The organism is Klebsiella sp. HN106 (assembly GCF_051209435.1).
In the GTDB taxonomy this organism is placed as follows: Bacteria; Pseudomonadota; Gammaproteobacteria; order Enterobacterales; family Enterobacteriaceae; genus Klebsiella; species Klebsiella oxytoca.
Window position 1 is genome coordinate 40408 of the sequence record NZ_JBLURD010000016.1, and the last position, 23608, is coordinate 64015.

Below are 23608 nucleotides of genomic sequence, written 5' to 3' on the forward strand. Positions count from 1 at the left end.
ATGGCTACATTTATTCAATCTATTCTCAGTGAATTCAGCGCTCAGGGCTCGATAGACAAAGGCGTCATGGTAGCTAACGGCAATACGCAGGCTCCGGCGATGGCCTACCATCTGCACGTTCCGCGCATTGAGTTGACGGTAAAGGGCACACTTCGCATGCTGCTGCCGAAAGGCGTGGACCGCATCGTGAAATATGAACGTCCGGTCGGCACCATCACCTATATCCCCGCCAATAGCTGGAACTCGCCGCTGTGGGAAAGCCCGGTTATTTGCATGTCGATAGTCTTCTGGAAGCAGGACGTCGGTTTCAGCATCAGCAACTGGGATGGCACGCAGTTTAAAGAGGTAGAGAAGTACAATCTGCAAAACTCAAGCAGTACGGTTCGCGATCGGCTTCTCGACCTGGCTGAATCGCTGGCGTGGTCGCAAGATACCACCAGCGAGACCTTTGCCCACGTGGTCTATGCGCTGCTTAACGACCTGCTATATCAAATTACCGATGGCCTGAATAACCAGCGGGCTCCCTTCTCACTGCTGGACGAAATTAAGAGCCATATCGATAGTCACTACCACACGGACATTAGCCGGGAAAGCGTCGCCGAAACGTTTAATATTTCCCCAGGCTATCTGTCGCGTCTGTTTTCGAAGGAGTCAGACGTGAAATTTAACGAATATCTCAAGTTAGCCCGCATTTCACGTTCAAAAACGCTGCTGACCAATACCAATCTGAAAATAAACGAAGTTTCAGAAAAGTGCGGTTTCACAGATACTAACTATTTCTGCAAGGTGTTTCGCGATATCAACGACTGTACGCCGCTTGAATACCGCCGCAAAAATAAAGGAGCAAGATCATGACCACTCGTGCAACAAGAGATGAGATTCAGCCTTTCTCCAGCGAACGTCATCTGCATATTGTGGCGGTGACCGCGTGCGCGACCGGCGTGGCGCATACGTACATGGCCGCAGAGCAGCTGGAAAAACTGGCGAAGCAGTATCACTTTGCGATCAAAATTGAGACTCAGGGCGTACTGGGGCTTAAGAATCCAATTACCGATAAAGATATTTTCGAGTCTGAGCTCACCATCATCGCATCCGATATTACTATCGATAATCCTTCACGCTTTGAGGGTTGCCGTATTCTGAATGTTTGTATTAATTCGCTGTTACTCAAACCAACTGAGGTTATCGCCGCCATTCGTAAGTCTTTAAATCTGCCGCGAGGCAACGTTATTGACCTGTAGGTGGTTTTCCCTGGCTCTAACAGTCCAGTCTCAAAACCGCACAGACACGCCGAACTTCCTCTCCCATTATTGGGAGAGGGTTTAACCCACAAGATTTTTAGCCAGGAAGCGCATAAAGCTCGGCTATCCGCCCCCCGCCGTGCTGTTCCAGAAACGTCAGCACTCGTCGCACAGAGGTATTCAGCACTCTTGATGCTGGAAAATCAGCCTCCACCAGCAGATGCTGACAGGCGCTAAAGTCCCCCAGAGAAAACGCGCTGTGTGAATCGCTACCCAATGAGAGAAGTCCGCCGCTGTCGCGCACGGCTGCTACAATTTTGCGACAGTTCCCCTCACTGCCCTTACGTGAATGGACGAAAGAGGCGTTATTGACCTCCAACGCCACATGACACTCCTTAGCCACGGCCACCACCGCCGGGATATCAATCGGATACTCCGGGTTACCGGGGTGGCTGATAATATGCACCTTACCGCTCGCTATTACTGCAATCAGCGCATCGGTATTGGTGGTAATGTCCGCTGGCGCAAACACCTGCTTATGGAATCCAGCAATCACTAAATCCAGCGACGCACGCATTTTGTCGCTACAGTCGGTCTCACCACCAGGTTTGATATTGGCCTCAATACCGCGCAGGATCCCCACACCATCGACAACGCGCGGCAGCACACGCAAATTATTAAAGTGAAACGGATGCGGCGCATCAACCATTTCCGGGCCATGGTCGGTAATGGCGATCAGGCGAATATGTTTACGCACCGCGGCGGCGATATAGTCATGAACCGTGCTATAGGCGTGGGTGCTGGCCAGGGTATGCATATGAAGGTCAACGGGATACATGTTATCTCTCCCTTTAATGAAAAGCGGCCCCTTAGCATGTAAGGGGCCGTTAAAGGTTAAGCCAGAAGCGCTTTTGCCTGCTGCAACACCACCTCAACGGTAATGCCAAACTCCTGATAAAGCTGTTCCGCCGGGGCGGACTCGCCGTAGGTCTGCATACCGATAATCGCGCCATTCAGCCCGACATATTTAAACCAGTAATCCGCGATCCCCGCTTCCACGGCAATACGCGCAGAAACCGCCTGCGGCAACACCGCTTCACGATACGCCGCATCCTGCTTGTCGAAGACATCGGTGGACGGCATGGAGACCACCCGTGCCTTCACACCTTCAGCCGTCAGTTGCTGCCATGCGGCTACCGCCAGCTCCACCTCCGAGCCGGTCGAGATAAGGATCAGCTGCGGTTGCCCCTCGCAATTCTTCAGTACATAGCCGCCGCGCGCGATATCCTGCACCTGCTGCCAGGTCCGTTCCTGCTGGGTCAGGTTTTGCCGGGAAAAAATGAGCGCAGTCGGACCGTCCTGTCGCTCAACACCATATTTCCACGCCACCGCCGATTCAACCTGATCGCAGGGACGCCAGGTGCTGAGGTTCGGCGTCATGCGTAGTGAGGCAATCTGCTCGACCGGCTGATGGGTCGGGCCATCTTCGCCCAGGCCAATGGAGTCATGGGTATAAACCATCACCTGACGCTGCTTCATCAGCGCCGCCATGCGCACCGCGTTGCGTGCGTATTCGACAAACATCAGGAACGTCGAGGTGTACGGCAGGAAGCCACCGTGCAGCGCAATACCGTTGGCGATAGCTGTCATACCGAACTCACGCACGCCGTAGTGAATGTAGTTCCCGGCGCTGTCTTCGTTAATCGCTTTAGAGCCGGACCACAAGGTCAGGTTCGATGGAGCCAGATCCGCAGATCCGCCGAGGAATTCCGGCAACAGCGGACCAAAGGCTTCAATCGCATTCTGCGACGCTTTACGGCTGGCGATTTTCGCCGGTTTGGCCTGCAATTTTTCAATAAACGCCTGCGCCTTGCTGGCAAAATCTGCAGGCAGTTGCCCATTCACCCGACGGGTAAATTCATCTGCCAGCTCGGGGAACGCTTTCGCGTATGTGGCAAACTGCTGGTTCCACGCAGCCTCCTTAGCCTGCCCTGATTTGCGGGCGTCCCACTGCGAAGCTATCTCAGTGGGGATAACAAACGGTGGATACGGCCAGTCCAGCGCTTCACGCGTTGCCGCCACTTCAGCCTCGCCCAGCGGCGCGCCGTGGACATCATGAGTACCCGCTTTATGCGGAGAGCCAAAACCAATCACCGTTTTGCAGATAATTAACGTCGGCATGGTGGTAATCGACTTTGCAACATCAATCGCGGCACGGATGGATTCAGGATCATGCCCATCGACTCCGCGTACCACATGCCAGCCGTAAGCCTCAAAGCGTTTGGCGGTGTCGTCGGTGAACCATCCCTCGACGTGACCATCGATAGAGATGCCGTTATCGTCGTAGAACGCCACCAGCTTACCGAGCTTCAGCGTCCCGGCCAGGGAGCAAACTTCATGAGAAATGCCCTCCATCATGCAACCGTCGCCCATAAAGGTATATGTGAAGTGATCGACAATGTCGTGGCCCGGGCGGTTAAATTGCGCCGCGAGAGTTTTCTCGGCGATAGCCATGCCGACCGCATTGGCTATCCCCTGCCCCAGCGGCCCGGTGGTGGTTTCGATGCCCGCGGTGTAACCCACTTCCGGGTGCCCCGGCGTTTTCGAATGCAGCTGACGGAAGTTTTTCAGCTCATCAATCGGCAAATCGTAGCCGGTAAGGTGCAGCAGGCTGTAGAGCAGCATTGAGCCGTGACCGTTGGAGAGTACAAAACGGTCGCGGTTGGCCCACGCGGGGTTATTCGGGTTATGGTTGAGAAAATCCCGCCACAGGACTTCGGCAATATCCGCCATTCCCATCGGTGCGCCCGGATGACCGGAATTTGCCCGCTGAACGGCATCGACACTCAGCATACGGATGGCATTGGCCAGGGTTTTTCGTGATGACATTTAAAACTCCCTCTGAATCTTAAGTAAAAAATCTGCCTCGCCCTTGCGCGTTACGCGCAGGTCGAGGTAGTTATCAATGGTTTTCCAGGTATCGATATCGTGAACTACAGACTGGCGGGTCAGGACTTCAACCACCACGCACCCTGCCTGGGTGGCAGAAAGCAGACCGGCAGTGGAGTCTTCAAAAGCGAGGCAATTAGCGGGAGAAAGACCGAGTCGGGCTGCACCCGTCAGGAACGGCTCCGGATGCGGCTTGCCATGATGAATATCTTCGCTGGTCACCAGCACCGGCGGAACGGGGAAACCGGCTTGTCGGATCCGTGCTGAGGCAACCTTCAGCGACCCGGAAGTCACAATGGCCCAAGGGACCTGCAACTGCTCAAGCTGGCGGAGAAAATCAACAGCCCCGTTAACCGCAGTGATGCCGTCAGTATTGCTCGCTTCAAACTCTTCCAGCGCGAGAAATTCGTCGATGATGATCTGTTCGCTGGCATCGGGCATAAAGTGGCGCAGCGTACTCAAAGCGGGTTTACCGTGGAGATAATGGCATACCGCCCTCGGATCCAGCTCTTTTGTAGTGGCCCATAAACGCCAGGAGGCCTCAACGAAATCCAGCGAGTTCACCAGCGTCCCGTCTAAATCCAGTAATATTCCACGAAAATGCATCGTAATTACCACAACGAAATAAATAGAGTGTGTATTATTTTGTACTCCATTACCCATGACCATTGAATAGAAAGAAAGTCACTTTAATAGCAATTACGTGACCACTGCTCACCCGTTAATAATAGTACGGCTGCCATCACAATTACTTAAATCATCTCGCAATACACACATCACAGTAATTCTATATAATTTCATGACCTCGATCACAAAATAATAATCAGGCTTTTTTATTCAAGCAAAGGTCACTTTTTTTCTATTCAAAGCTAGCTGAGAACGATGAAGGATATAAAACATGAAAGGCAGGCACTCAAACCTGCAGAAAAAATTAATTAGCCAGGGCTAAAAGATTATCGGGAGCAATGATGTCACAGATAATTACGTATCAATGTGAGCTGAAGGATGGTATTCACGCCAGACCGGCGGGACATATCGAACGATTGTGTAATACCTTTCAATCTGAGGTGTGCTGGAATAATATTCGCAGCGGCATTCAGGGTAATGGTAAAAGCGCTCTCTCGATTGTCGCCACCGATACCTTACTCAACGACGCCTGTGAAATTACCATCAGCGGTAAAGATGCTGCAAACGCGGCTCAGCAGCTGAGTGCGCTGCTTAAAAAACTGCCCTCCTTCGAGGTTAGCCATGCAGATGAAGCCGCAGTGCCTGCGGGTTATCTCCCGCGTTCGCTGCGGGAGACTCAGCTCAGTTTTATTCAGGGTTCACGCATCAGCGGCGGTGTTGCCATTGCCAAACCCGTTCGTATTCAGAGTCTGTCTCTGGACGAAATGCTGGCGCGTAACCCGGGCGGTGAGTATTCCACGGAGCATCAGCAGCGTATTTTTCTGGCGGGTTTAGAGGCGCTTAAGCAAGAGAAGCAGGCTGCGCTGGAAATTAAAAAAGGCGTTGAACACGATATTTTACAGGCGCATTTTTCCATTATCACCGATGCGACCTTTCAAAGCCATATCTCCTCGGCGATTTCCGGTGGTGACAATACCTGGGATGCGGTGATTAAAGCTGCAATGGAATTCTGTGAAATTCTTACTCGCTCATCAAGCAAATACATTAAAGAGCGGACCCTGGATGTTCTCGATATTACCGGACAATTACTTTCTGCGATCTATGGCCCGGGTATATTACCGCAGAACAGTCTTGAATTAACGCAACCATCGATTATTCTGGCCAACAGTCTGACACCAAGCCAGTTTCTCGGGATCAATAAAGAGTTTCTTGCCGGGATGGTATTATCCGCCACGGGTAAAACGTCGCACACCGCTATCCTTGCACGTTCGCTCGGTATCCCGACTCTGACAGATATTGATTTTTCGACCCTACAGCTGAATGCAGACATGGACATTATTATCGATGGCAATCCGGGTATTTTAATTATCGCACCGGATGAGAAAGTTCTGCGCTATTACCAGAATGAAATTGCCGTTCAGCAGAGTATGCAGCAGCAAATGCTGGCTAACGTCTATCAGGCAGCAACCACCAGCGATCATCATAGCGTTGAGATAGCCGCCAATATTGCCAGCCTGGCGGAAGCCGAGGCAGCCTTCAGTAACGGCGCTGAAGGCATCGGACTATTTCGTACCGAAATGTCATTCATGGACCGCGAATCCGCACCGGACTACCACGAACTGGCTGAGCTCTACAGCCAGGTGATACAGGTTGCACAAGGGAAGCCGGTTATCTTCCGCACCTTCGACATTGGCGGTGATAAGCCTGTCGACTATATGAGCATCGGCGAAGAAGAAAACCCGTTTCTCGGCTTCCGGGCGGTGCGAACTTATCCGCGTTATCGCGACCTTTTCGCCATGCAGCTCAAGGCTATCCTCAGCGCCTCGGCTTTTGGCGATGCCAAAATCATGATCCCGATGATCGCCAACGTTGATGAAGTTATCTGGTGCCGTGAAGTCCTCGAAGAGGTCAAAAGTACGATGCGTGATGAAGGGCTGGCATTCAACGACAGCATCTCGCTCGGCGTGATGCTGGAGATCCCCTCCGTTATCTTCGCGATTAGTGAAATAGCGGAATACGCAGATTTCTTCAGCGTGGGCAGCAACGACCTGACGCAGTACTTTTTTGCCGCCGACCGTGGAAATACGCAGGTTGAGGCGGTATACGATAACTATGCTCCGGCATTCCTGCGCGCCATGCAGTATGCCGCCGCCGAAGTCCACCGCGCGGGCAAGTGGATAGGTATCTGCGGAGAGCTGGGTGCCAGCAAAGATTTTCTGCCGCTGTTCGTTGGCATGGGCTTTGACGAACTCAGCATGAGTGGCACCTCTATTCCGGGTGTAAAACATGCGCTGCGGGAGCTGAGTTTTGCCAAATGCCAGGGGCTGGTACAGGATATTGTGGCGTTAAAACGTTCCGCTGATGTCAAAGTCGCGCTGAGTTCACCGGACGTAAAAGCGGTCAGCAAAAAGCCGATCCTCGCTCCAGAGTTTATTCTCTGCGGACTACAGGCCAGCGATAAAAACGAAGTTATCAAAAAGATGACCGACAATCTGTGGCTGCACCATCGCACCGATAATCGGGATCAATTAACCGATGATATCTGGGCCCGCGAAGACTCATTCTCCACCGCCGTGGGCTATGGCTTCGCCATTCCGCACACCAAGTCAGACCATATTCACTACTCCACCATCAGTATGGCAACCCTTGCGTCGCCCATTATGTGGGGCGATCAGGAAGTCGAAACCGTATTCATGCTGACGGTGAGTAAATCCGCCGACCCTAATGAGCATATGAAATATTTCTCCACGCTTGCCCGAAAGCTAATGAAAGAGGATTTCCGCAATGAAATAAAACAGGCCGAAAACGTCAACGTACTCTACAACCTGATGGCCAATACTTTGGCCGTATGAAATCAGGATTTATTAAGCAATGTTTAAAACCACAGCCAAATAAAAAATCAGGAGTCACTCATGAAGATTGTCGGAGTCGCAGCATGCATTACCGGTGTCGCCCACACCTATATGGCACAGGAAGCTATCGAGCAGGAGTGCAAAAAAAGAGGTTATGACGTCAAGGTCGAAACTCAGGGCGGCATGGGAATTGAAAATGAATTAAGCGAAGATGAGATTGCCGAAGCGGACGTGGTTATTCTGGCGATTGCTATTGGTATAGAAGGCGTCGAGCGTTTTGAAGAAAAAGAAGACGCCGGACTGGTTATTTCGCTGAACCCGGCAGAAGTGGTTCGCGATCCAGCAGCGATTATTGACCGGGCTGAAAAACTGGTGCAATAAAACAACCCACCGGTCCTTATTTACTTTCGACATTCGGTACCGGTGAATAATAACGTTAATTAAATTTCTGCGAACTCTTTATTTAAATTACGACGCAAACGCGTCCGGGGATGATTGTGCCTGAATATCGCAGTCATCATAAAAATAAAGGGTCCTGGAGGATGAAAATGTCGGAAAAAATGAAAGTCATCAAGGATGATTTAGTTAAAGCATTCAGTACCGGGGTGTCATATATGATGCCGGTGGTGGTGGTCGGCGGTATCTGCCTGGCACTCTCCTTGATTGGGGGTGAGCCGGTCGCGGGTAAAGGCATGGTGGTGACCAACCCATTCTTATTAAACCTCGGCGCTATCGGCAGCGCGGGCCTCGGAATGATGATCCCGGTGCTGGCGGCTTATATCTCCTACTCTATCGCCGGTAAACCGGGGCTGACTCCGGGTTTAATCACCGGTTTTATGGCCAGCACGCCGCTGGGCGCAGATCACGTGGTAACCGGTTTTCTGGGGGCGATGCTGCTCGGTATTCTCAGCGGCTACGTGGCTAAATGGGTAAAAGGCTGGAAAGTCGGTAAGGTGCTGATGCCGGTTATGCCGATCATGATTATTCCTATCGTCTCAAGCGTCATCGTCGGCATGCTCTATCTGTATGTACTGATTGGACCCATCGGTTTTGCCATGAAATGGCTGGTTTCCATGCTCTCCCATATGCAGGGAAGCAGTGGACTGGTACTTGGTCTGATTGTCGGTGCCATGGCAGCCTTTGATATGGGTGGCCCGGTAAATAAAACCGCAACGGCATTTACTCTCGCATTAATGGCTGAAGGTATTTATGGTCCTAACGGCGCTTACCGTGTTGCCTGCGCTATTCCGCCACTGGGCATTGCTCTCTCTACTTTTATTTCACCACGTAAATGGGCTGAAGATGAAAGACGAATGGGAACCTCTGCTGCCTTTATGGGGTTAATTGGCATTACCGAGGGCGCCATTCCTTTCGCCGTTAAAAACCTGAAGACCGTTCTGCCATCAATAATTATCGGCAGCGCTGTCGGTGCTGGCCTGGCAATGGTTCACGGCGTTGAATCTATGGTTCCCCACGGCGGGTTAATTGCTATCGCAGGCGTCAATAAAGCACCTGTATGGTATGCCATCGATATGGTTATCGGCGTTATTGTCACCGCAATCTGCCTATATATTCTGCGCCCCAACATAAGCGAGCCGGTAAAAAAAGAGTCGGCTAAAAAAACAATCACTTCTGATATGAATAAAGTCTGAGGAGTCATCATGAAAAACACAATGAAACAGTACGTCGATTATATTGTTAACGGTGGAAAATCAACAATGCTGGGAATTGGCCCCATGTCTCCGGCATTAATTCAGGCCTGTTTTGAGCTGGGTAAAGAAAAAGACCTGCCGCTGATGTTTATTGCCAGCCGCAACCAGGTTGATGCAGATGAGTTTGGCGCGGGTTACGTTAACAACTGGGATCAATTTCGCTTTGCCGCCGACCTGAAAGCGATGGCGGAAAAAGTCGGCTTCGACGGTGATTACTTCCTCTGTCGTGACCATGGTGGCCCATGGCAGCGTGATAAAGAACGTAAAGACCATATTCCGGAAGCCGAAGCGATGGCGCTAGCGCGCCGCTCTTATCAGGTAGATATGGACGCCGGTTTCGACCTGTTGCATATCGACCCGACAAAAGACCCGTATGTCGTCGGTAAAGTCATTGATATCGAACTGGTGCTGAGTCGTACCGTTGAGCTGATCCGCTTCTGCGAAGAGTACCGTAAGGCAAATAACCTGAAGGAGTTCTTCTATGAAGTCGGAACTGAAGAGACCAATGGCGGCCTGACCGACGTCAGCGCCTATGAAGGGTTTATTATTGAGCTGAATAAGCGTCTTGCTGCCGAATCGCTACCGCAGCCGCTGTTTATCGTTGGTCAGACCGGTACCCTGACCCGCCTGACCAAAAACGTTGGCCATTTTAACGATAAGCAGTCCGCAGAGCTTTCGGCTATCAGCACCCGTCACGGCGTCGGTCTGAAAGAGCATAATGGTGACTATCTTCCGGATGAGATCCTGTTGAAACATCCAGGTCTGGGCATCACGGCAATGAACGTCGCCCCAGCCTACGGCACCATTGAAACCCGCGCTTATCTGAAGCTGGCGGAAGTCGAGAAAGATCTGGCAGCGAAAGGCTTTATCAAGTCAGCATCTGATTTAAAAACCGTCCTGACCCGCGAGTGCGTGCTGAGCCACAAATGGGAAAAATGGATGACCGATGAGCACAAAAATAAGTCCGAGGAACAGATCTTTAACGAGCCGGAATTGTTGAAAGAGATTCTCGAACTCAGCGGCCACTACAACTACGAAAAACCAGCGGTAGTCAAAGAGATGCAGACCATGTTTGCTAATCTGAAGTCGTTTGGTGTCGAACCCGAGCGTTATGTGGTTAATAAAATTAAAGATATGATCCAGAACGAAGCAGAGTGCTTCAATATGCCAGGCCTGACCACCCGCGTCGCGCAGGCAAAATAACCACCTATCCAGCTTAGCAATAAGGAGCGGGCTCTGGCCCCTCCTTGCTATTTGCTGCCCAATTATGAAATACAGGTTTATGCCATGAATCAGCTTGAACAACTAAAGCAGCGAACCACAATTGTTGCCGACAGCGGGGATATTGACAGCATTATGGCTTACCAGCCTGAAGATGCGACCACCAACCCTTCGCTTATTTATAAAGCGGCGCAGCTTCCGCAATACCAGAAACTGGTGAAAGATGCCGTCGCGGCGGTGAAGTCCCGCCAGAATGGAAAGCCGGTACAGCCTGCGGATATTGCCGATTACCTGGCGGTGAGTATCGGGGTGCTGATCCTGAAAAACGTTCCGGGTCGTATTTCAACTGAAGTGGATGCTCGCCTCTCGTTTGATACCCAGGCCAGTATTGCTAAAGCGCGGGAAATTATTGCACTGTATGAAGAGAAAGGTATTGGTAAAGATCGGGTTTTGATTAAGCTTGCTGCCACCTGGCAAGGGATCCGTGCCGCAGAAACGCTGGAAAAAGAGGGTATCCAGTGTAACCTCACGCTACTGTTCTCCTTTGCCCAGGCCAGAGCCTGTGCCGATGCCAATGTTTTCCTGATTTCCCCGTTTGTGGGCCGTATCTACGACTGGTACAAGAAAAACAACCCTGATACCACCTTCACCGTCGAGAACGATCCGGGTGTCGAATCAGTGCAGAAGATCTATCGCTTTTATAAAATGCACGGCTACCGCACCGTGGTGATGGGGGCCAGTTTCCGTACGCCGGAACAGGTGCTGGCGCTTAACGGATGCGATCGTCTGACCGTTTCCCCGGCGTTGCTGGCGCAGTTGCAGCAAACTCAGGGGGCGGTACCAATGCCGCTGACGTATGAAGGTGAAATCCAGGCGAAGCCCACAGCGATGACCGAGGCTGAGTTCTACTGGGCTCATAATCAGGATGCGATGGCAGTGGAAAAGCTCGCCGAAGGTATTCGCCTGTTTGCCGTGGACCAGAACAGTCTTGAGGCACTGCTGAGTCAATATCTGTAAGCTCCCCTTGCAAATATCCTATGCAGGTAGTTGATTCTTAGACGGGTCCGCAGTAAATATCGGACCCATTATTCCACGTAGCGAAGTGCATCGATCATCAGCGCAAAAGCGGGCGGATGCTGCTTACGGCTCGGGTAGTAAAGATAGTATCCGGGGAAAGATGGGCACCAGTCCTGCAGAACCTGAATAAGCTCTCCTGACTTTATATAATCCTGCACCCTGTCTTCAGGTATACAGGCGATGCCAAAACCGGATAACGCCGCATCAATTCGTTCCGCCTGCAGATTAAACGTAACCTGCCCTTCCACTCTAACCCGTAACGGCTTCCCATCCTTCTCAAACTCCCAGTGGTAAAGCCCACCGGCTGTCGGCAGGCGCATATTGATACACCGATGATTTTGCAGCTCGTGCGGCGTTTCAGGTGCAGGATTTGCAGCGAAATAAGACGGCGCTCCTACCACAGCCATTCTCATGTCCGGCCCAATTCTTACCGCAATCATGTCCTTATCCACGCTTTCGCCCAGGCGGATCCCGGCGTCAAAACGCCCCTCAACAATATCGACAAAGCCGTTATCCACCACCAGTTCGAGATTAATTTCCGGATATTCCCTGAGGAAGGGTTTTAGCTTCGGCCATACCAGACTTCGCACGGCATGCTCCCCGGCAGATAAACGGATATTGCCAGAGGCGGTGCCGTTCAGTTGAACCAGCGATTCTAGCTCCTGCTCGAGATCGGCAATACGCGGTTCAAGGCAGGCAATAATTCTCTCACCGGCTTCTGTAGGGGCAACGCTTCGGGTCGTACGGGTCAGAAGGCGTATATTCAGCCTTTCCTCCAGGGCCTTCATCGCGTGGCTGAGTGCAGACTGAGAAACGCCCAGTTTACCCGCCGCTTTGGTGAAACTTCGCTCCCTTGCTACTACAAGAAAGATTTGCAGTTCGTTGAAATTTTCTTTGAGCATCGGCGATTTCCTTAAAAACCAACGCTATCGGCCAGTTTCCAAGGGTTCTCTTTGGGTTTAGCAGTTTCAACCTGACGAGCAGTCAGCTTCATTGGGGTACCTCTCAGCAGGGGGTACAATTATACCCCCATCCATACCCCCACATTGAGCTTGACCCTGGGGGAGTACAATTGAGTTCAATAGACTAATAGAATGCTATAACTGCTGATTTATCAAGGGAAAATTGAGTTGAGTGGACTTCAGGAGACTTGAGTCTGGAGCGGGCGAAGGGAATCGAACCCTCGTATAGAGCTTGGGAAGCTCTCGTTCTACCATTGAACTACGCCCGCGAGGAGGTGCGAGGGTCATTATAGACCTTACGCACCCGCTGACAAGCCCATAACAGGCTAACTGTCGATAAAATAACCTTTTAGCACTTAGGCTTACTGCCCTGCGGCGGCAAATAGCGCAGCGGGTCGATCGCCGTCGCCCGGTAGCGAATCTGGAAGTGCAGGCGCACGGAATCCGCATCCGAGCTGCCCATGGTGGCAATCTGCTGGCCGATCTTCACACTCTGGCCGTTATTCACCATCAGCTTGTCGTTGTGTGCATAGGCGCTGATATAGTCCTCATTATGTTTAATCATAATCAGGTTGCCGTAGCCGCGCAGCTGGTTACCCACGTACACCACTTTGCCCGCCCCTGCCGCATACACCGGCTGGCCGCGCTTACCGGCAATATCGATACCTTTATTGCCGCCATCGCTGGTGGAGTACGGCAGTATAACTTTGCCGCTGGTCGGCCAGCGCCAGCAGCGTTGCCCGACCGGCGGCCAGGAGGATTGCGGCACCGCCGAAGATGGCGTCACGGCAGCGGTGCGCTTCGCGGAGGATTTCTTGCCGGATGCCCCCGCCTTCGCCGTGGCCCCTGAACCACTGTTCAGCTTCAGCTTTTGCCCAACCTCGATGGTATAGGGAGGTGAAATATTGTTGAGACGGGCGAGATCCCTGACGCTGGTGCCAGTGGAACGTGAAATAGCGTACAGCGTGTCGCCGCGCTTCACGGTGTAGGTGGACCCGGAATCGGATGAGCTGGAACACCCCGCGACGATCAGGCTGCTCAGCAACATTATTGCAATAACAAAGCGTTTTCTCATCAGGCGTCCTGCGCTTAACACGTACATTCACCTCTCAACCAGAGGCGATTATCATACCAGTCCCTAAGGCAATCCCCAATCGCTACCCTTCATACAGAAGTATTAAACGGATAGCCATGCGTAATAATATCCATCAACGCGGGCAGATAAGGCATAGACGGCAATTTTACCAGCGCCGGGTAGAATATTTGCGGCGAGGGGAAAACATCGACCACGTAGCACTGGTTAAGCTTATCAGCATCCACTTCAGAAGAAGGTAGCAGCGTCGCAGCCTGCAGTCCGGACTCCAGCCAGTCGAGAATTACGCCCGGCTGCGTAATGTGCATAATCACCTTCGCGTTGACCCCGGACTTACGAAACAGCTCCATTAGCATCTCGTAAGTCCCTGAATCTTTTGCTCTATGAAGTAATACCAGCGGCAGCGCCGCCAGCGATGTGTAGCTATACGGATTAGACGGCGGCTCCGGCAGGCAGCTTTTATTGATCACCGCGACCAGCTTAATCGGGTCAAAAGAGACATAATCAAAGCCTTCGCTACGGTAGGGGCGCTGGATTAAGGCTAAATCAATTGCGCCCTCGGTTAATAACGTTTCGAGATGGCTGGAGTCAGTAACGGAAATATTTATGGAAGTGTCGGGATGACGTCGATATACCTCCATCAGCAATGCTTTAAAATAATTCTGATAGAGATGAGTTAAGCCGATTCTCAATTCAGTTCTGTTTTTGTGCGCAATATCCGTCGTTTCCCGCGCCGTATCCTCTACCTGGCGTAATATTTCACACGCTTTTCGATAGAGAAAAAAACCGGCTTCCGTAGGCTCAATGCGGTTTCCCCGGCGAACAAAAAGCGATACCTGAAGCTCCTCTTCCAGCTCCTGAATTCGCTTGCTGAGCGGCGGCTGCGCCATGTTCAGCGACTTCGCCGCCTGGCTCACCGAACCTTGTTCCACCACCCGACAAAAATAGCGTAAGCGCTTTAAATCCATCATCATTATCCGCAGTGTAATTTATCACCAGTATCACACTTAGCCGGAGAAATAAAAAGCCGCAGCGTTGCTCCTCATATTAATTAATCATTATTTAACACCTTGTTAAAATAAACTTTTTTGATCTACTGACCATCCGGTAAACGGTATTTGTTTATCCGCGCCAGGGAAAATATTGTGCCGGGAGCAAAGCTTCTTTTCCGAAGGAATATCCCATGACAAATAGTGATAACAAAACACCCTCATCGGTACATGATTTACGCTCCGCGCTGGAGCTGCTGAAAACGCTTCCCGGCGAGTATGTTGAAACCAATACCGAAGTCGACCCGCACGCCGAACTCTCCGGCGTCTATCGTTACGTAGGCGCCGGCGGGACCTGCCAGCGTCCGACCCGCAAGAATGGCCCGGTCATGGTCTTCAATAAAATCAAAGGTTTTGAAAATATCAGCGTGGCGATTGGCCTGAATGGCTCCCGCCAGCGCGTCAGCCATTTTCTCCAGTGTGAACCGGCTAAACTGGGGCATCTGCTGAAGGATTCAGTAGAAAACGCAATAGCCCCGGTGATGACCCAGGGCGCAGCGGTATGCCAGCAAGTGGTCCATCTGGCAAGCGATGCCGATTTCGATCTGCGCAAGCTGCTGCCGGCACCGACGAATACCGAAGAAGACGCCGGCCCCTATATTACGATGGGCCTGTGCTACGCCTCCGATCCAGAAACACATGAGTCCGATATCACCATTCATCGCCTGTGCGTCCAGAGCCGCGACGAACTCTCCATGTGGCTAACGCCCGGCCGCCATATCGATGCTTTTCGCATGAAGGCGGAAGCGGCAGGCCAGCCGCTGCCGATTTCAATCAGCATCGGCGTCGATCCGGCCATTGAAATTGCCGCCTGTTTCGAGCCGCCGACCACCCCGCTGGGCTTCAACGAGTTAAGCATCGCCGGCGCGCTGCGCGGCAAAGCGGTGGAGATGACGCAGTGTAAAACCATTAACGAGAAAGCGATCGCCCACGCTGAGATCGTGATTGAAGGCGAACTGCTGCCCAACGCGCGCGTACGAGAAGATCAGAACACCCATACCGGCCGCGCGATGCCTGAGTTTCCGGGCTATACCGGCGAAGCTAAAGAGGCGATCCCAGTCATCAAAGTGAAAGCCGTCACTCACCGTATCAATCCCATCTGGCGCACCACCGTTGGACCAGGCGAAGAACACGTCAATATGGCCGGTATCCCGACCGAAGCCAGCATTCTGGATATGGTCGAACGCGCGATGCCTGGCAAGCTGCTGAACGTCTTTGCCCATTCGGCTGGCGGCGGCAAGCTGCTGGCGGTGCTGCAGTTCAAAAAATCCTCCCCGGCGGACGAAGGGCGCCAGCGTCAGGCTGCTCTGCTGGCGTTCTCAGCCTTCCCGGAACTGAAGCACGTCATTCTGGTTGATGAAGACGTCGATATTTTCGACAGCGACGACGTGCTTTGGGCCATGCAAACCCGCTACCAGGGCGATGTCGATACAATCACTATTCCCGGCGTTCGCTGCCATCCGCTCGATCCGTCGCAGGTACCGGAATACAGCCCGAGCATCCTGCAGCAGGGAATGTCCTGCAAAACGATATTCGACTGCACCGTGCCGTTCCATCTGAAGCACAACTTCCAGCGCTCCAGATTTAAAGAAGTGGACGTGAAGCGCTTCCTGCCGGATTTCGAATAAAAGGAGAACCTCATGACGGCACGCATCATCATTGGTATCAGCGGCGCATCCGGGTTTCAGTACGGCGTTAAGGCGCTGGAGCTACTGCGCCCGCATCCCGTTGAAGTCCACCTGGTCGTCTCTAAAGGCGCGGAAAAAACCTGCGAGCTGGAGACGGATTACCGCCTGGACGAGGTGATGGCGCTGGCCGACGTGGTGCATCCCATCGCCAATCTTGGCGCAGCTATCTCCAGCGGTTCATTTAAAACGCTGGGGATGCTGGTCGCGCCGTGTTCAATGCGTTCTTTAGGCGCCATCGCCCACTGCCTGACCGACAACCTGCTCACCCGCGCGGCAGACGTGGTGCTGAAAGAACGTCGCCGCCTGGTGCTGCTGGCCCGGGAAACGCCGCTGAACCTCGGCCACATCCGCAATATGGCCGCCGTAACCGAAATGGGCGGAATTATCTTTCCGCCGGTCCCGGCGCTTTACCAGCGTCCGCAAACGGCGGACGACATCGTTACCCATAGCGTCAATCGCGCGCTCGATCTGTTTGACCTGCAGGTCAACAACATCCCCCGCTGGGGTGAAGGCGAGCTACGTTTTAATTAACCGGAAATTATTCAATGTTAATCGGCCCATATGTAAACGGAGCCGCCGTGATTATCGGCGGACTCATCGGCGCTGCGGCGGGCGGCAAGCTCCCCGAGCGCGTCAAAACGGCGCTGCCGATGACCTTCGGCCTGTGCTCCGTTGGTCTTGGTATTACGCTGGTGCTCAAAGTGAAATATATGCCCGCCGTCGTGCTGGCAATGGTGATTGGCGCCATCCTCGGCGAACTGCTGCATCTGGAAAAGGGCATCGGTAAAGCCGCAGGTTCCACCCGCGGTTTGATCAACAAAGTGCTGCCGCCGGTCAATGGCCTCGGCCATGAAGAGTTTACCGAGAAATTTGTCGCCATCCTGGTTCTGTTTTGCGCCAGCGGCACCGGTATTTTCGGCGCGATGACCGAAGGCATGAGCGGCGATCCGTCAATTCTGTATATCAAAACGATTCTCGATCTATTTACCGCCGGGATTTTCGCGACGCTGCTGGGCTACGCGGTGATGACCATTGCTATCCCGCAGGTCATTATTCAGGTGGCGCTGGCGATGCTGGCGGTGGTTATTCTGCCGTCGATCTCGCCTGATATGATGGCGGATTTCTCCTGCGCCGGCGGGCTGCTGATGGTGGCGACCGGGTTGCGTATCTGTAACATTAAGCTCTTTCCGGTAGCCAACATGTTGCCAGGGCTTGTTTTGGTAATGCCTTTGTCCCATTTATGGGCTACCCTAGTGGCCTGAGTACATGACCCGGCGGGTTTGTGCCGGGTCATTTTCTATTTCAGGAGTTGTCATGGCCGGGGAACATGTCATTTTGCTGGACGAGCAAGATAAGCCTACAGGTATGCTGGAGAAGTATGCCGCCCACACCCTCAATACCCCTCTGCATCTCGCGTTTTCCAGCTGGCTGTTCAATGAACAAGGCCAACTGCTGGTCACGCGCCGCTCGCTGGGCAAAAAAGCCTGGCCAGGCGTATGGACGAACTCAGTCTGCGGGCATCCGCAAACCGGTGAAACCTTTGAACAGGCCGTTGAGCGCCGCTGCCGCTTTGAGCTCGGCGTCGAGATAACCCGTATCGTCCCGGTCTTTCCGGGGTTCCGTTACCGGGCCGTCGCGCCGAATGGCATTGTCGAAAACGAGGTCTGTCCGGTCTATGCGGCACGAGTAGCCAGCGCGTTACGGATAAATCCTGACGAAGTGATGGATTTTCAGTGGAGCCATATTGAGGATGTTTTAAGCGCAATTCGCGCGACGCCCTGGGCTTTTAGCCCGTGGATGGTCATGCAGGCTGCGGATGATAATGCGCGTAATGCCTTAATAAGCTTTAGCCGCCAGGCATAAAAAACCCCAGCAGCGCTGGGGTTTCGTTTATTACAGTCTACCCGCCATACTTCAGGTTGCATGTGCGTTGGCTTTCATGCAACTCGAATGATTCAGGGTTCAGAACTTATTTTACCGGACGCATCGCCGGGAACAGGATCACGTCGCGGATAGTGTGGCTGTTGGTAAACAGCATCACCATACGGTCGATACCGATACCGAGGCCCGCGGTCGGCGGCAGGCCGTGCTCCAGCGCGGTGACGTAGTCTTCGTCATAGAACATGGCTTCGTCGTCACCGGCAGCTTTCGCGTTAACCTGATCGAGGAAACGCTGCGCCTGGTCTTCCGCATCGTTCAGCTCGCTAAAGCCGTTACCGATTTCACGCCCGCCGATGAAGAATTCAAAACGATCGGTGATTTCCGGGTTCTCGTCGTTACGACGCGCCAGCGGAGAGACTTCTGCCGGATATTCGGTGATGAAGGTTGGCTGAATCAGATGCGCTTCCGCCACTTCTTCGAAGATCTCGGTCACGATGCGGCCCAGACCCCAGCTCTTCTCAACGTGAATGCCGATGCTTTCCGCAATGGCTTTTGCAGAATCGAAGTTATCCAGATCGGCCATCTCGGTTTCCGGACGGTACTTCTTGATCGCTTCGCGCATCGTCAGTTTTTCAAACGGCTTGCCGAAATCAAAGGTCTGATCGCCGTAAGGCACTTCGGTATGGCCGAGAACGTCCTGCGCCAGGGTGCGGAACAGGGATTCGGTCAGCTCGATCAGGTCTTTATAGTCCGCATAGGCCATATAGAGTTCCATCATGGTGAACTCTGGGTTATGACGAACGGAGATACCTTCGTTACGGAAGTTACGGTTGATTTCGAACACGCGCTCGAAGCCGCCAACCACCAGACGCTTCAGGTACAGTTCCGGCGCGATGCGCAGGTACATATCCAGATCCAGCGCGTTGTGATGGGTGATGAACGGACGGGCGGAAGCGCCACCGGGGATCACCTGCATCATCGGGGTTTCCACTTCCATAAAGCCGCGGCCGACCATGAACTGGCGGATGCCGGCCAGGATCTGCGAACGCACTTTAAAGGTGTTGCGCGATTCATCGTTGGAGATCAGATCCAGGTAGCGCTGACGATAGCGCGCTTCCTGATCCTGCAGGCCGTGGAATTTGTCCGGCAGCGGGCGCAGGGCTTTGGTCAGCAGGCGCAGCTCGGTGCAATGGATGGAGAGTTCACCGGTCTTGGTTTTGAACAGCTTACCGCGCGCCGCGATGATGTCCCCGAGGTCCCATTTTTTGAACTGCTCGTTGTAGACGCCTTCCGCCAGATCGTCGCGGGCGACGTACAGCTGAATGCGGCCGCCAACGTCCTGCAGCGTAACGAAGGAGGCTTTACCCATGATACGGCGGGTCATCATGCGGCCAGCAACGGCGACTTCAACGTTCAGCGCTTCCAGCTCTTCGTTTTCTTTGGCATCGAATTCAGCGTGCAGTTGGTCAGAGGTGTGGTCACGACGGAAATCATTCGGGAACGGGATACCCTGCTCACGCAGCGCAGCCAGCTTCTCACGACGGGCTTTCAGTTCATTATTAAGGTCAATTGCCGCGTCAGCGCCCTGTGCTTGTTGTTCAGACATGTTGGTTCCTCATAACCCTGCTTTCAAACTTGCTTCGATAAATTGATCCAGGCTGCCGTCCAGCACCGCCTGAGTGTTGCGGGTTTCCACCCCGGTACGCAGATCTTTAATGCGGGAGTCATCCAGCACGTAAGAACGGATCTGGCTGCCCCAGCCGATGTCGGATTTGGTATCTTCCATCGCCTGCTTCTCGGCATTTTTCTTCTGCATTTCCAGCTCATAAAGCTTCGCTTTCATCTGCTTCATGGCCTGGTCTTTGTTCTTGTGCTGTGAACGGTCGTTCTGGCACTGAGTCACTAAGCCGGTCGGAATATGGGTGATACGCACCGCGGATTCCGTACGGTTAACGTGCTGACCGCCCGCGCCGGATGCGCGATAAACGTCAATGCGCAGATCCGCCGGGTTGATTTCGATATCAATATCGTCATCCACTTCCGGATAAACGAATGCGGAGCTGAAAGAGGTATGGCGGCGGCCGCCGGAATCGAACGGGCTCTTACGTACCAGACGATGAACGCCGGTTTCGGTACGCAGCCAGCCGTAAGCGTAGTCGCCAATAATCTTGATGGTCACGGACTTAATGCCCGCCACTTCGCCTTCAGACTCTTCGATGATCTCGGTCTTGAAGCCGCGCGCTTCGGCCCAGCGCAGATACATGCGCATCAGCATGCTCGCCCAGTCCTGCGCTTCCGTACCGCCGGAACCGGCCTGGATGTCGAGGTAGCAATCGGCGCTGTCGTATTCGCCGGAGAACATGCGGCGGAACTCAAGCTGCGCCAGCTTCTCTTCCAGCACATCAAGCTCAGCAACGGCTTCGTTAAAGGTCTCTTCGTCGTCGGCTTCAACGGCCAGCTCCAGCAGACCGGAAACATCCTCCAGCCCCTGAGACATCTGATCCAGCGTATCAACGATGGCTTCCAGCGAGGAACGCTCTTTGCCCAGCGCCTGCGCACGTTCTGGTTCGTTCCAGACGTCAGGCTGCTCCAGCTCGGCGTTTACTTCTTCAAGACGCTCTTTCTTAGCATCGTAGTCAAAGATACCCCCTAAGAACGTCCGAGCGCTCCGTGAGGTCCTGAATACGGTTTTTTACCGGATTTATTTCAAACATGGTCGGTTTCTTTTAATGGATTCGTCAAAATGCGGTGATAAGAGCGGAATTCTACCGGATTCGCGCTCTCATTAATATACTGTTCTCAATTTGGCCAGAGGTGGTCAATGATCAGCTGCAGGCTGCGGTTGCCGCGGAACTCATTGATATCCAGCTTATAGGCAAGCTGAACTTCGCGAACGCCGTTATCCGGCCAAATGGAAGTATCCACATTGAACGCAATACCGTCCAGCAGCGGGCCGCCGCCGACCGGCTCAACCATCACCTTCAGGTGACGCTCGCCGACCAGACGCTGTTGTAGCAGACGAAAACGGCCATCGAACAGCGGCTCAGGGAACATCTGCCCCCATGGCCCGGCGTCGCGCAGCATTTGTGCGACCTCCATGCTCATCTCTGCCGCCGCCAGCGGGCCGTCGGAGACCACTTCGCCCTGCAGTAGCGCAGGATCGAGCCACTCGGTCACCAGTTCGCCGAAACGCTGCTGAAACTCCTCAAAACGCGCCTCTTCTAACGACAAACCCGCCGCCATGGCATGACCACCGAACTTCAGAATCAGCCCGGGATAGAGGGTATCCAGACGCTCCAGCGCATCGCGCATATGCAGCCCCTGAATCGACCGACCTGAGCCTTTGAGCGTACCGTCACCGGTGGGCGCAAAGGCGATAACCGGGCGATGGAAGCGCTCTTTAATACGCGAGGCCAGAATGCCGACGACGCCCTGATGCCACTGCGGGTGGTACATCGCCAGGCCGCCGGGCAGCGTCTCGCTGCTGCGTTCCAGCTTTTCACACAGGGTCAGCGCTTCCGCCTGCATCCCCTGTTCTATCTCTTTACGCGTCTGGTTTAACGCGTCCAGCTCATTGGCCAGCACCCGCGCTTCGCCGGTGTTGTCGCACAGCAGCAGCGCCACGCCGACGGACATGTCGTCCAGCCGCCCTGCCGCATTAAGGCGCGGGCCAAGCGCGAAGCCGAGATCGCTTGCCGCCAGCTTTTGCGGATCGCGGTTGGCGATTTCCAGCAGCGCCTTGATGCCCGGACGGCATTTACCTGCCCGAATGCGGCTCAGCCCCTGCCAGGTCAGAATACGGTTGTTGGCATCCAGCGGTACGACGTCCGCCACGGTGCCAAGCGCCACCAGATCGAGTAAATCCGCCAGATTCGGCGGCGCAATGCCGCGCTCATCAAACCAACCTTTATCACGCAGAAAAGTGCGCAGCGCCAGCATCAGATAAAAGGCCACGCCAACCCCGGCCAGCGATTTTGACGGGAACTCGCAGTCCCGCAGGTTCGGGTTAATAATCGCTTCGGCGGCAGGCAGCGTATCCCCCGGCAGATGGTGATCGGTCACCAGCACCGGAATACCCAGCGCATGGGCGCGCTCGACGCCGGCGTGGGAGGAAATGCCGTTATCCACGGTCATTATCATCTGCGCGCCGCGGGCGTGAGCCTGATCGACCACTTCCGGACTCAGGCCATAGCCATCCTCAAAACGGTTTGGCACCAGGTACGAGACGTTGCCGTAGCCCAGCCCCCGCAGGGCCAGAACGCTAAGCGCAGTGCTGGTAGCGCCGTCGGCGTCAAAATCGCCGACCACCACAATGTGCAGCTCCTGCTTAAATGCGCCGTAGAGCATCTCTACCGCTTTTTCGACGCCGGTCAGCTGCGACCATGGCAGCATACCTTTTACACCGCGTTCCAGCTCCTGCGCGCTACGCACGCCGCGGCTGGCGTACAGCCGCTGCAGCAGCGGAGGGAGATCGTCAGGTAAATCGACGCCGTCAGCCGCCTCGCGGCGGCGTAGTTGTATCTGTTGTTTCACGCGAATCAGTTACCGCTTATCTGTTTTTGATGCTCATCAAGGAGCGCTTTCAGGTCTTTAGGATCGCGATAGCCAGGCATCAGCGTACCGTCGCTCAGCACCATCGCCGGCGTGCCGTTAACGCCAAGCTGCACGCCGAGCGTGTAGTGTTTAGCGATATCAACATCGCAGCTCGCTGGCTGCACGCCTTTGCCGCTCATCGCGTTATCCAGCGCTTTGTTGCGATCTTTGGCGCACCAGATAGCCTTCATATTCTGCTCGGCTTCGCTTTGCAGCCCCTGGCGCGGGAAGGCCAGATAGCGCACGGTAATCCCCAGCGCGTTATAGTCGCTCATCTGCTCATGCAGCTTGTGGCAATAACCGCAGGTAATATCGGTGAAGACGGTGATGACATGTTTTTCCTGCGGCGCTTTGTAGACGATCATCTCTTTTTCCAGGGCGTTTAGCTTCCCCCCCAGCAGCGCATTGGTAACGTTTACCGGCTGCGCGCCGCTGACATCGTACATCGGCCCCTGGATAATGTGTTTACCATCATCGGTGACGTACAGCACGCCGCTGTCCGTCAACACGGTGCTGATGCCTTTGACCGGCGAAGGCTGCACGTCCGAGCTCTGCACGCCAAGCTTCGCCAGCAGTTGCTTGATCGCCGCGCTATCGGCATGCGCCGCACCGGATAAGGTGGTCGCCAGCAGAGTGAACATCAGTAAACCTTTTTTCATACTC

21 protein-coding genes, 1 tRNA gene and 1 pseudogene are annotated in these 23608 nt (G+C 53.8%); 11 read left to right on the plus strand and 12 right to left on the minus strand.

The window, feature by feature from the left end; all coding sequences use genetic code 11:
- Together ACSIPU_RS25580 and ACSIPU_RS25585 are read left to right on the plus strand one after the other, a co-directional pair.
- Positions 1-855 carry a helix-turn-helix domain-containing protein gene (locus ACSIPU_RS25580; RefSeq protein WP_032729062.1) on the plus strand — a complete coding sequence of 285 codons (855 nt, stop codon included), beginning with the start codon at positions 1-3 and terminating at the stop codon, positions 853-855.
- Complete coding sequence (locus tag ACSIPU_RS25585) at positions 852-1241, plus strand: PTS fructose transporter subunit IIB (protein WP_001515329.1); 390 nt, start codon at positions 852-854, stop codon at positions 1239-1241. Before ACSIPU_RS25580 ends, ACSIPU_RS25585 begins: the two co-directional genes overlap by 4 nt.
- Before the next feature lie 97 nt (positions 1242-1338).
- Here ACSIPU_RS25585 and ACSIPU_RS25590 read toward each other — a convergent pair whose 3' ends face one another.
- The 3 genes from ACSIPU_RS25590 to ACSIPU_RS25600 are packed head-to-tail and all read right to left on the minus strand — an operon-like array spanning position 1339 to position 4796.
- Positions 1339-2079, minus strand: coding sequence for a phosphatase (locus ACSIPU_RS25590; protein WP_004105529.1), 741 nt, complete (start codon positions 2077-2079; stop codon positions 1339-1341).
- Between the two features lie 56 nt (positions 2080-2135).
- Positions 2136-4130: a transketolase gene (gene tkt, locus ACSIPU_RS25595; RefSeq protein WP_004105531.1), complete on the minus strand. Its 1995-nt coding sequence runs from the start codon at positions 4128-4130 to the stop codon at positions 2136-2138.
- Positions 4131-4796, minus strand: a complete 666-nt coding sequence (locus ACSIPU_RS25600; RefSeq protein ID WP_024191304.1) for an HAD-IA family hydrolase — start codon at positions 4794-4796, stop codon at positions 4131-4133.
- Positions 4797-5158: 362 nt separating this feature from the next.
- Here ACSIPU_RS25600 and ptsP point away from each other — a divergent pair, with 362 nt between their 5' ends.
- The 5 genes from ptsP (at position 5159) to tal (ending at position 11619) form a co-directional block, all read left to right on the plus strand.
- On the plus strand, positions 5159-7669 hold the full coding sequence (ptsP, locus tag ACSIPU_RS25605) for a phosphoenolpyruvate--protein phosphotransferase (protein ID WP_004105536.1): 2511 nt from the start codon (positions 5159-5161) through the stop codon (positions 7667-7669).
- Positions 7670-7729: 60 nt separating this feature from the next.
- Positions 7730-8050 carry a PTS fructose transporter subunit IIB gene (locus ACSIPU_RS25610; RefSeq protein ID WP_001515335.1) on the plus strand — a complete coding sequence of 107 codons (321 nt, stop codon included), beginning with the start codon at positions 7730-7732 and terminating at the stop codon, positions 8048-8050.
- Positions 8051-8217: 167 nt separating this feature from the next.
- Complete coding sequence (locus tag ACSIPU_RS25615; protein WP_001515336.1) at positions 8218-9321, plus strand: PTS fructose transporter subunit IIC; 1104 nt, start codon at positions 8218-8220, stop codon at positions 9319-9321.
- Between the two features lie 9 nt (positions 9322-9330).
- Positions 9331-10584, plus strand: coding sequence for a class II D-tagatose-bisphosphate aldolase non-catalytic subunit (locus ACSIPU_RS25620; protein WP_001515338.1), 1254 nt, complete (start codon positions 9331-9333; stop codon positions 10582-10584).
- Positions 10585-10668: 84 nt separating this feature from the next.
- Entirely contained in the window at positions 10669-11619 is a 951-nt protein-coding gene (gene tal / locus ACSIPU_RS25625; protein ID WP_001515339.1) for a transaldolase, read from the plus strand.
- A 68-nt stretch (positions 11620-11687) separates the two neighbouring features.
- On the opposite strand, the gene ACSIPU_RS25630 is transcribed toward tal, so the two are convergent.
- From ACSIPU_RS25630 to ACSIPU_RS25650, 5 genes and pseudogenes are all read right to left on the minus strand, one after another.
- Positions 11688-12581, minus strand: a complete 894-nt coding sequence (locus ACSIPU_RS25630) for a LysR family transcriptional regulator (RefSeq protein ID WP_023321608.1) — start codon at positions 12579-12581, stop codon at positions 11688-11690.
- A gap of 17 nt (positions 12582-12598) precedes the next feature.
- Positions 12599-12673, minus strand: a pseudogene (locus ACSIPU_RS25635) (Arm DNA-binding domain-containing protein); the annotation flags it as partial.
- Between the two features lie 163 nt (positions 12674-12836).
- Positions 12837-12910, minus strand: a tRNA-Gly gene (locus ACSIPU_RS25640).
- Between the two features lie 80 nt (positions 12911-12990).
- Positions 12991-13716: an amidase activator ActS gene (gene actS / locus ACSIPU_RS25645; RefSeq protein ID WP_004105542.1), complete on the minus strand. Its 726-nt coding sequence runs from the start codon at positions 13714-13716 to the stop codon at positions 12991-12993.
- Positions 13717-13805: 89 nt separating this feature from the next.
- On the minus strand, positions 13806-14702 hold the full coding sequence (locus tag ACSIPU_RS25650; RefSeq protein WP_016809684.1) for a LysR family transcriptional regulator: 897 nt from the start codon (positions 14700-14702) through the stop codon (positions 13806-13808).
- A 215-nt stretch (positions 14703-14917) separates the two neighbouring features.
- On the opposite strand from ACSIPU_RS25650, the gene ACSIPU_RS25655 reads away from it, so the two are divergent.
- The 4 genes from ACSIPU_RS25655 to idi are packed head-to-tail and all read left to right on the plus strand — an operon-like array spanning position 14918 to position 18334.
- Complete coding sequence (locus ACSIPU_RS25655) at positions 14918-16411, plus strand: UbiD family decarboxylase (protein ID WP_023321610.1); 1494 nt, start codon at positions 14918-14920, stop codon at positions 16409-16411.
- A 12-nt stretch (positions 16412-16423) separates the two neighbouring features.
- Positions 16424-17002: a UbiX family flavin prenyltransferase gene (locus ACSIPU_RS25660; protein WP_023321611.1), complete on the plus strand. Its 579-nt coding sequence runs from the start codon at positions 16424-16426 to the stop codon at positions 17000-17002.
- A gap of 14 nt (positions 17003-17016) precedes the next feature.
- Complete coding sequence (locus ACSIPU_RS25665; RefSeq protein ID WP_004105549.1) at positions 17017-17733, plus strand: DUF554 domain-containing protein; 717 nt, start codon at positions 17017-17019, stop codon at positions 17731-17733.
- Positions 17734-17785: 52 nt separating this feature from the next.
- Positions 17786-18334 carry an isopentenyl-diphosphate Delta-isomerase gene (gene idi / locus ACSIPU_RS25670; RefSeq protein WP_032729068.1) on the plus strand — a complete coding sequence of 183 codons (549 nt, stop codon included), beginning with the start codon at positions 17786-17788 and terminating at the stop codon, positions 18332-18334.
- Positions 18335-18440: 106 nt separating this feature from the next.
- Here idi and lysS read toward each other — a convergent pair whose 3' ends face one another.
- From lysS to dsbC, 4 genes are all read right to left on the minus strand, one after another.
- Positions 18441-19958 carry a lysine--tRNA ligase gene (gene lysS / locus ACSIPU_RS25675; RefSeq protein WP_004105551.1) on the minus strand — a complete coding sequence of 506 codons (1518 nt, stop codon included), beginning with the start codon at positions 19956-19958 and terminating at the stop codon, positions 18441-18443.
- 9 nt (positions 19959-19967) lie between these two features.
- Positions 19968-21066 (minus strand): peptide chain release factor 2 gene (gene prfB, locus ACSIPU_RS25680; RefSeq protein WP_097365639.1). Its coding sequence is split into 2 segments (ribosomal slippage): positions 19968-20990 and positions 20992-21066, totalling 1098 coding nucleotides; the frame shifts between segments, so codons are not numbered across the junction.
- A gap of 85 nt (positions 21067-21151) precedes the next feature.
- Entirely contained in the window at positions 21152-22885 is a 1734-nt protein-coding gene (recJ, locus tag ACSIPU_RS25685) for a single-stranded-DNA-specific exonuclease RecJ (protein ID WP_004105553.1), read from the minus strand.
- 5 nt (positions 22886-22890) lie between these two features.
- Entirely contained in the window at positions 22891-23604 is a 714-nt protein-coding gene (dsbC, locus tag ACSIPU_RS25690; RefSeq protein ID WP_004105554.1) for a bifunctional protein-disulfide isomerase/oxidoreductase DsbC, read from the minus strand.
- Between the last annotated feature and the right edge of the window lie 4 nt (positions 23605-23608).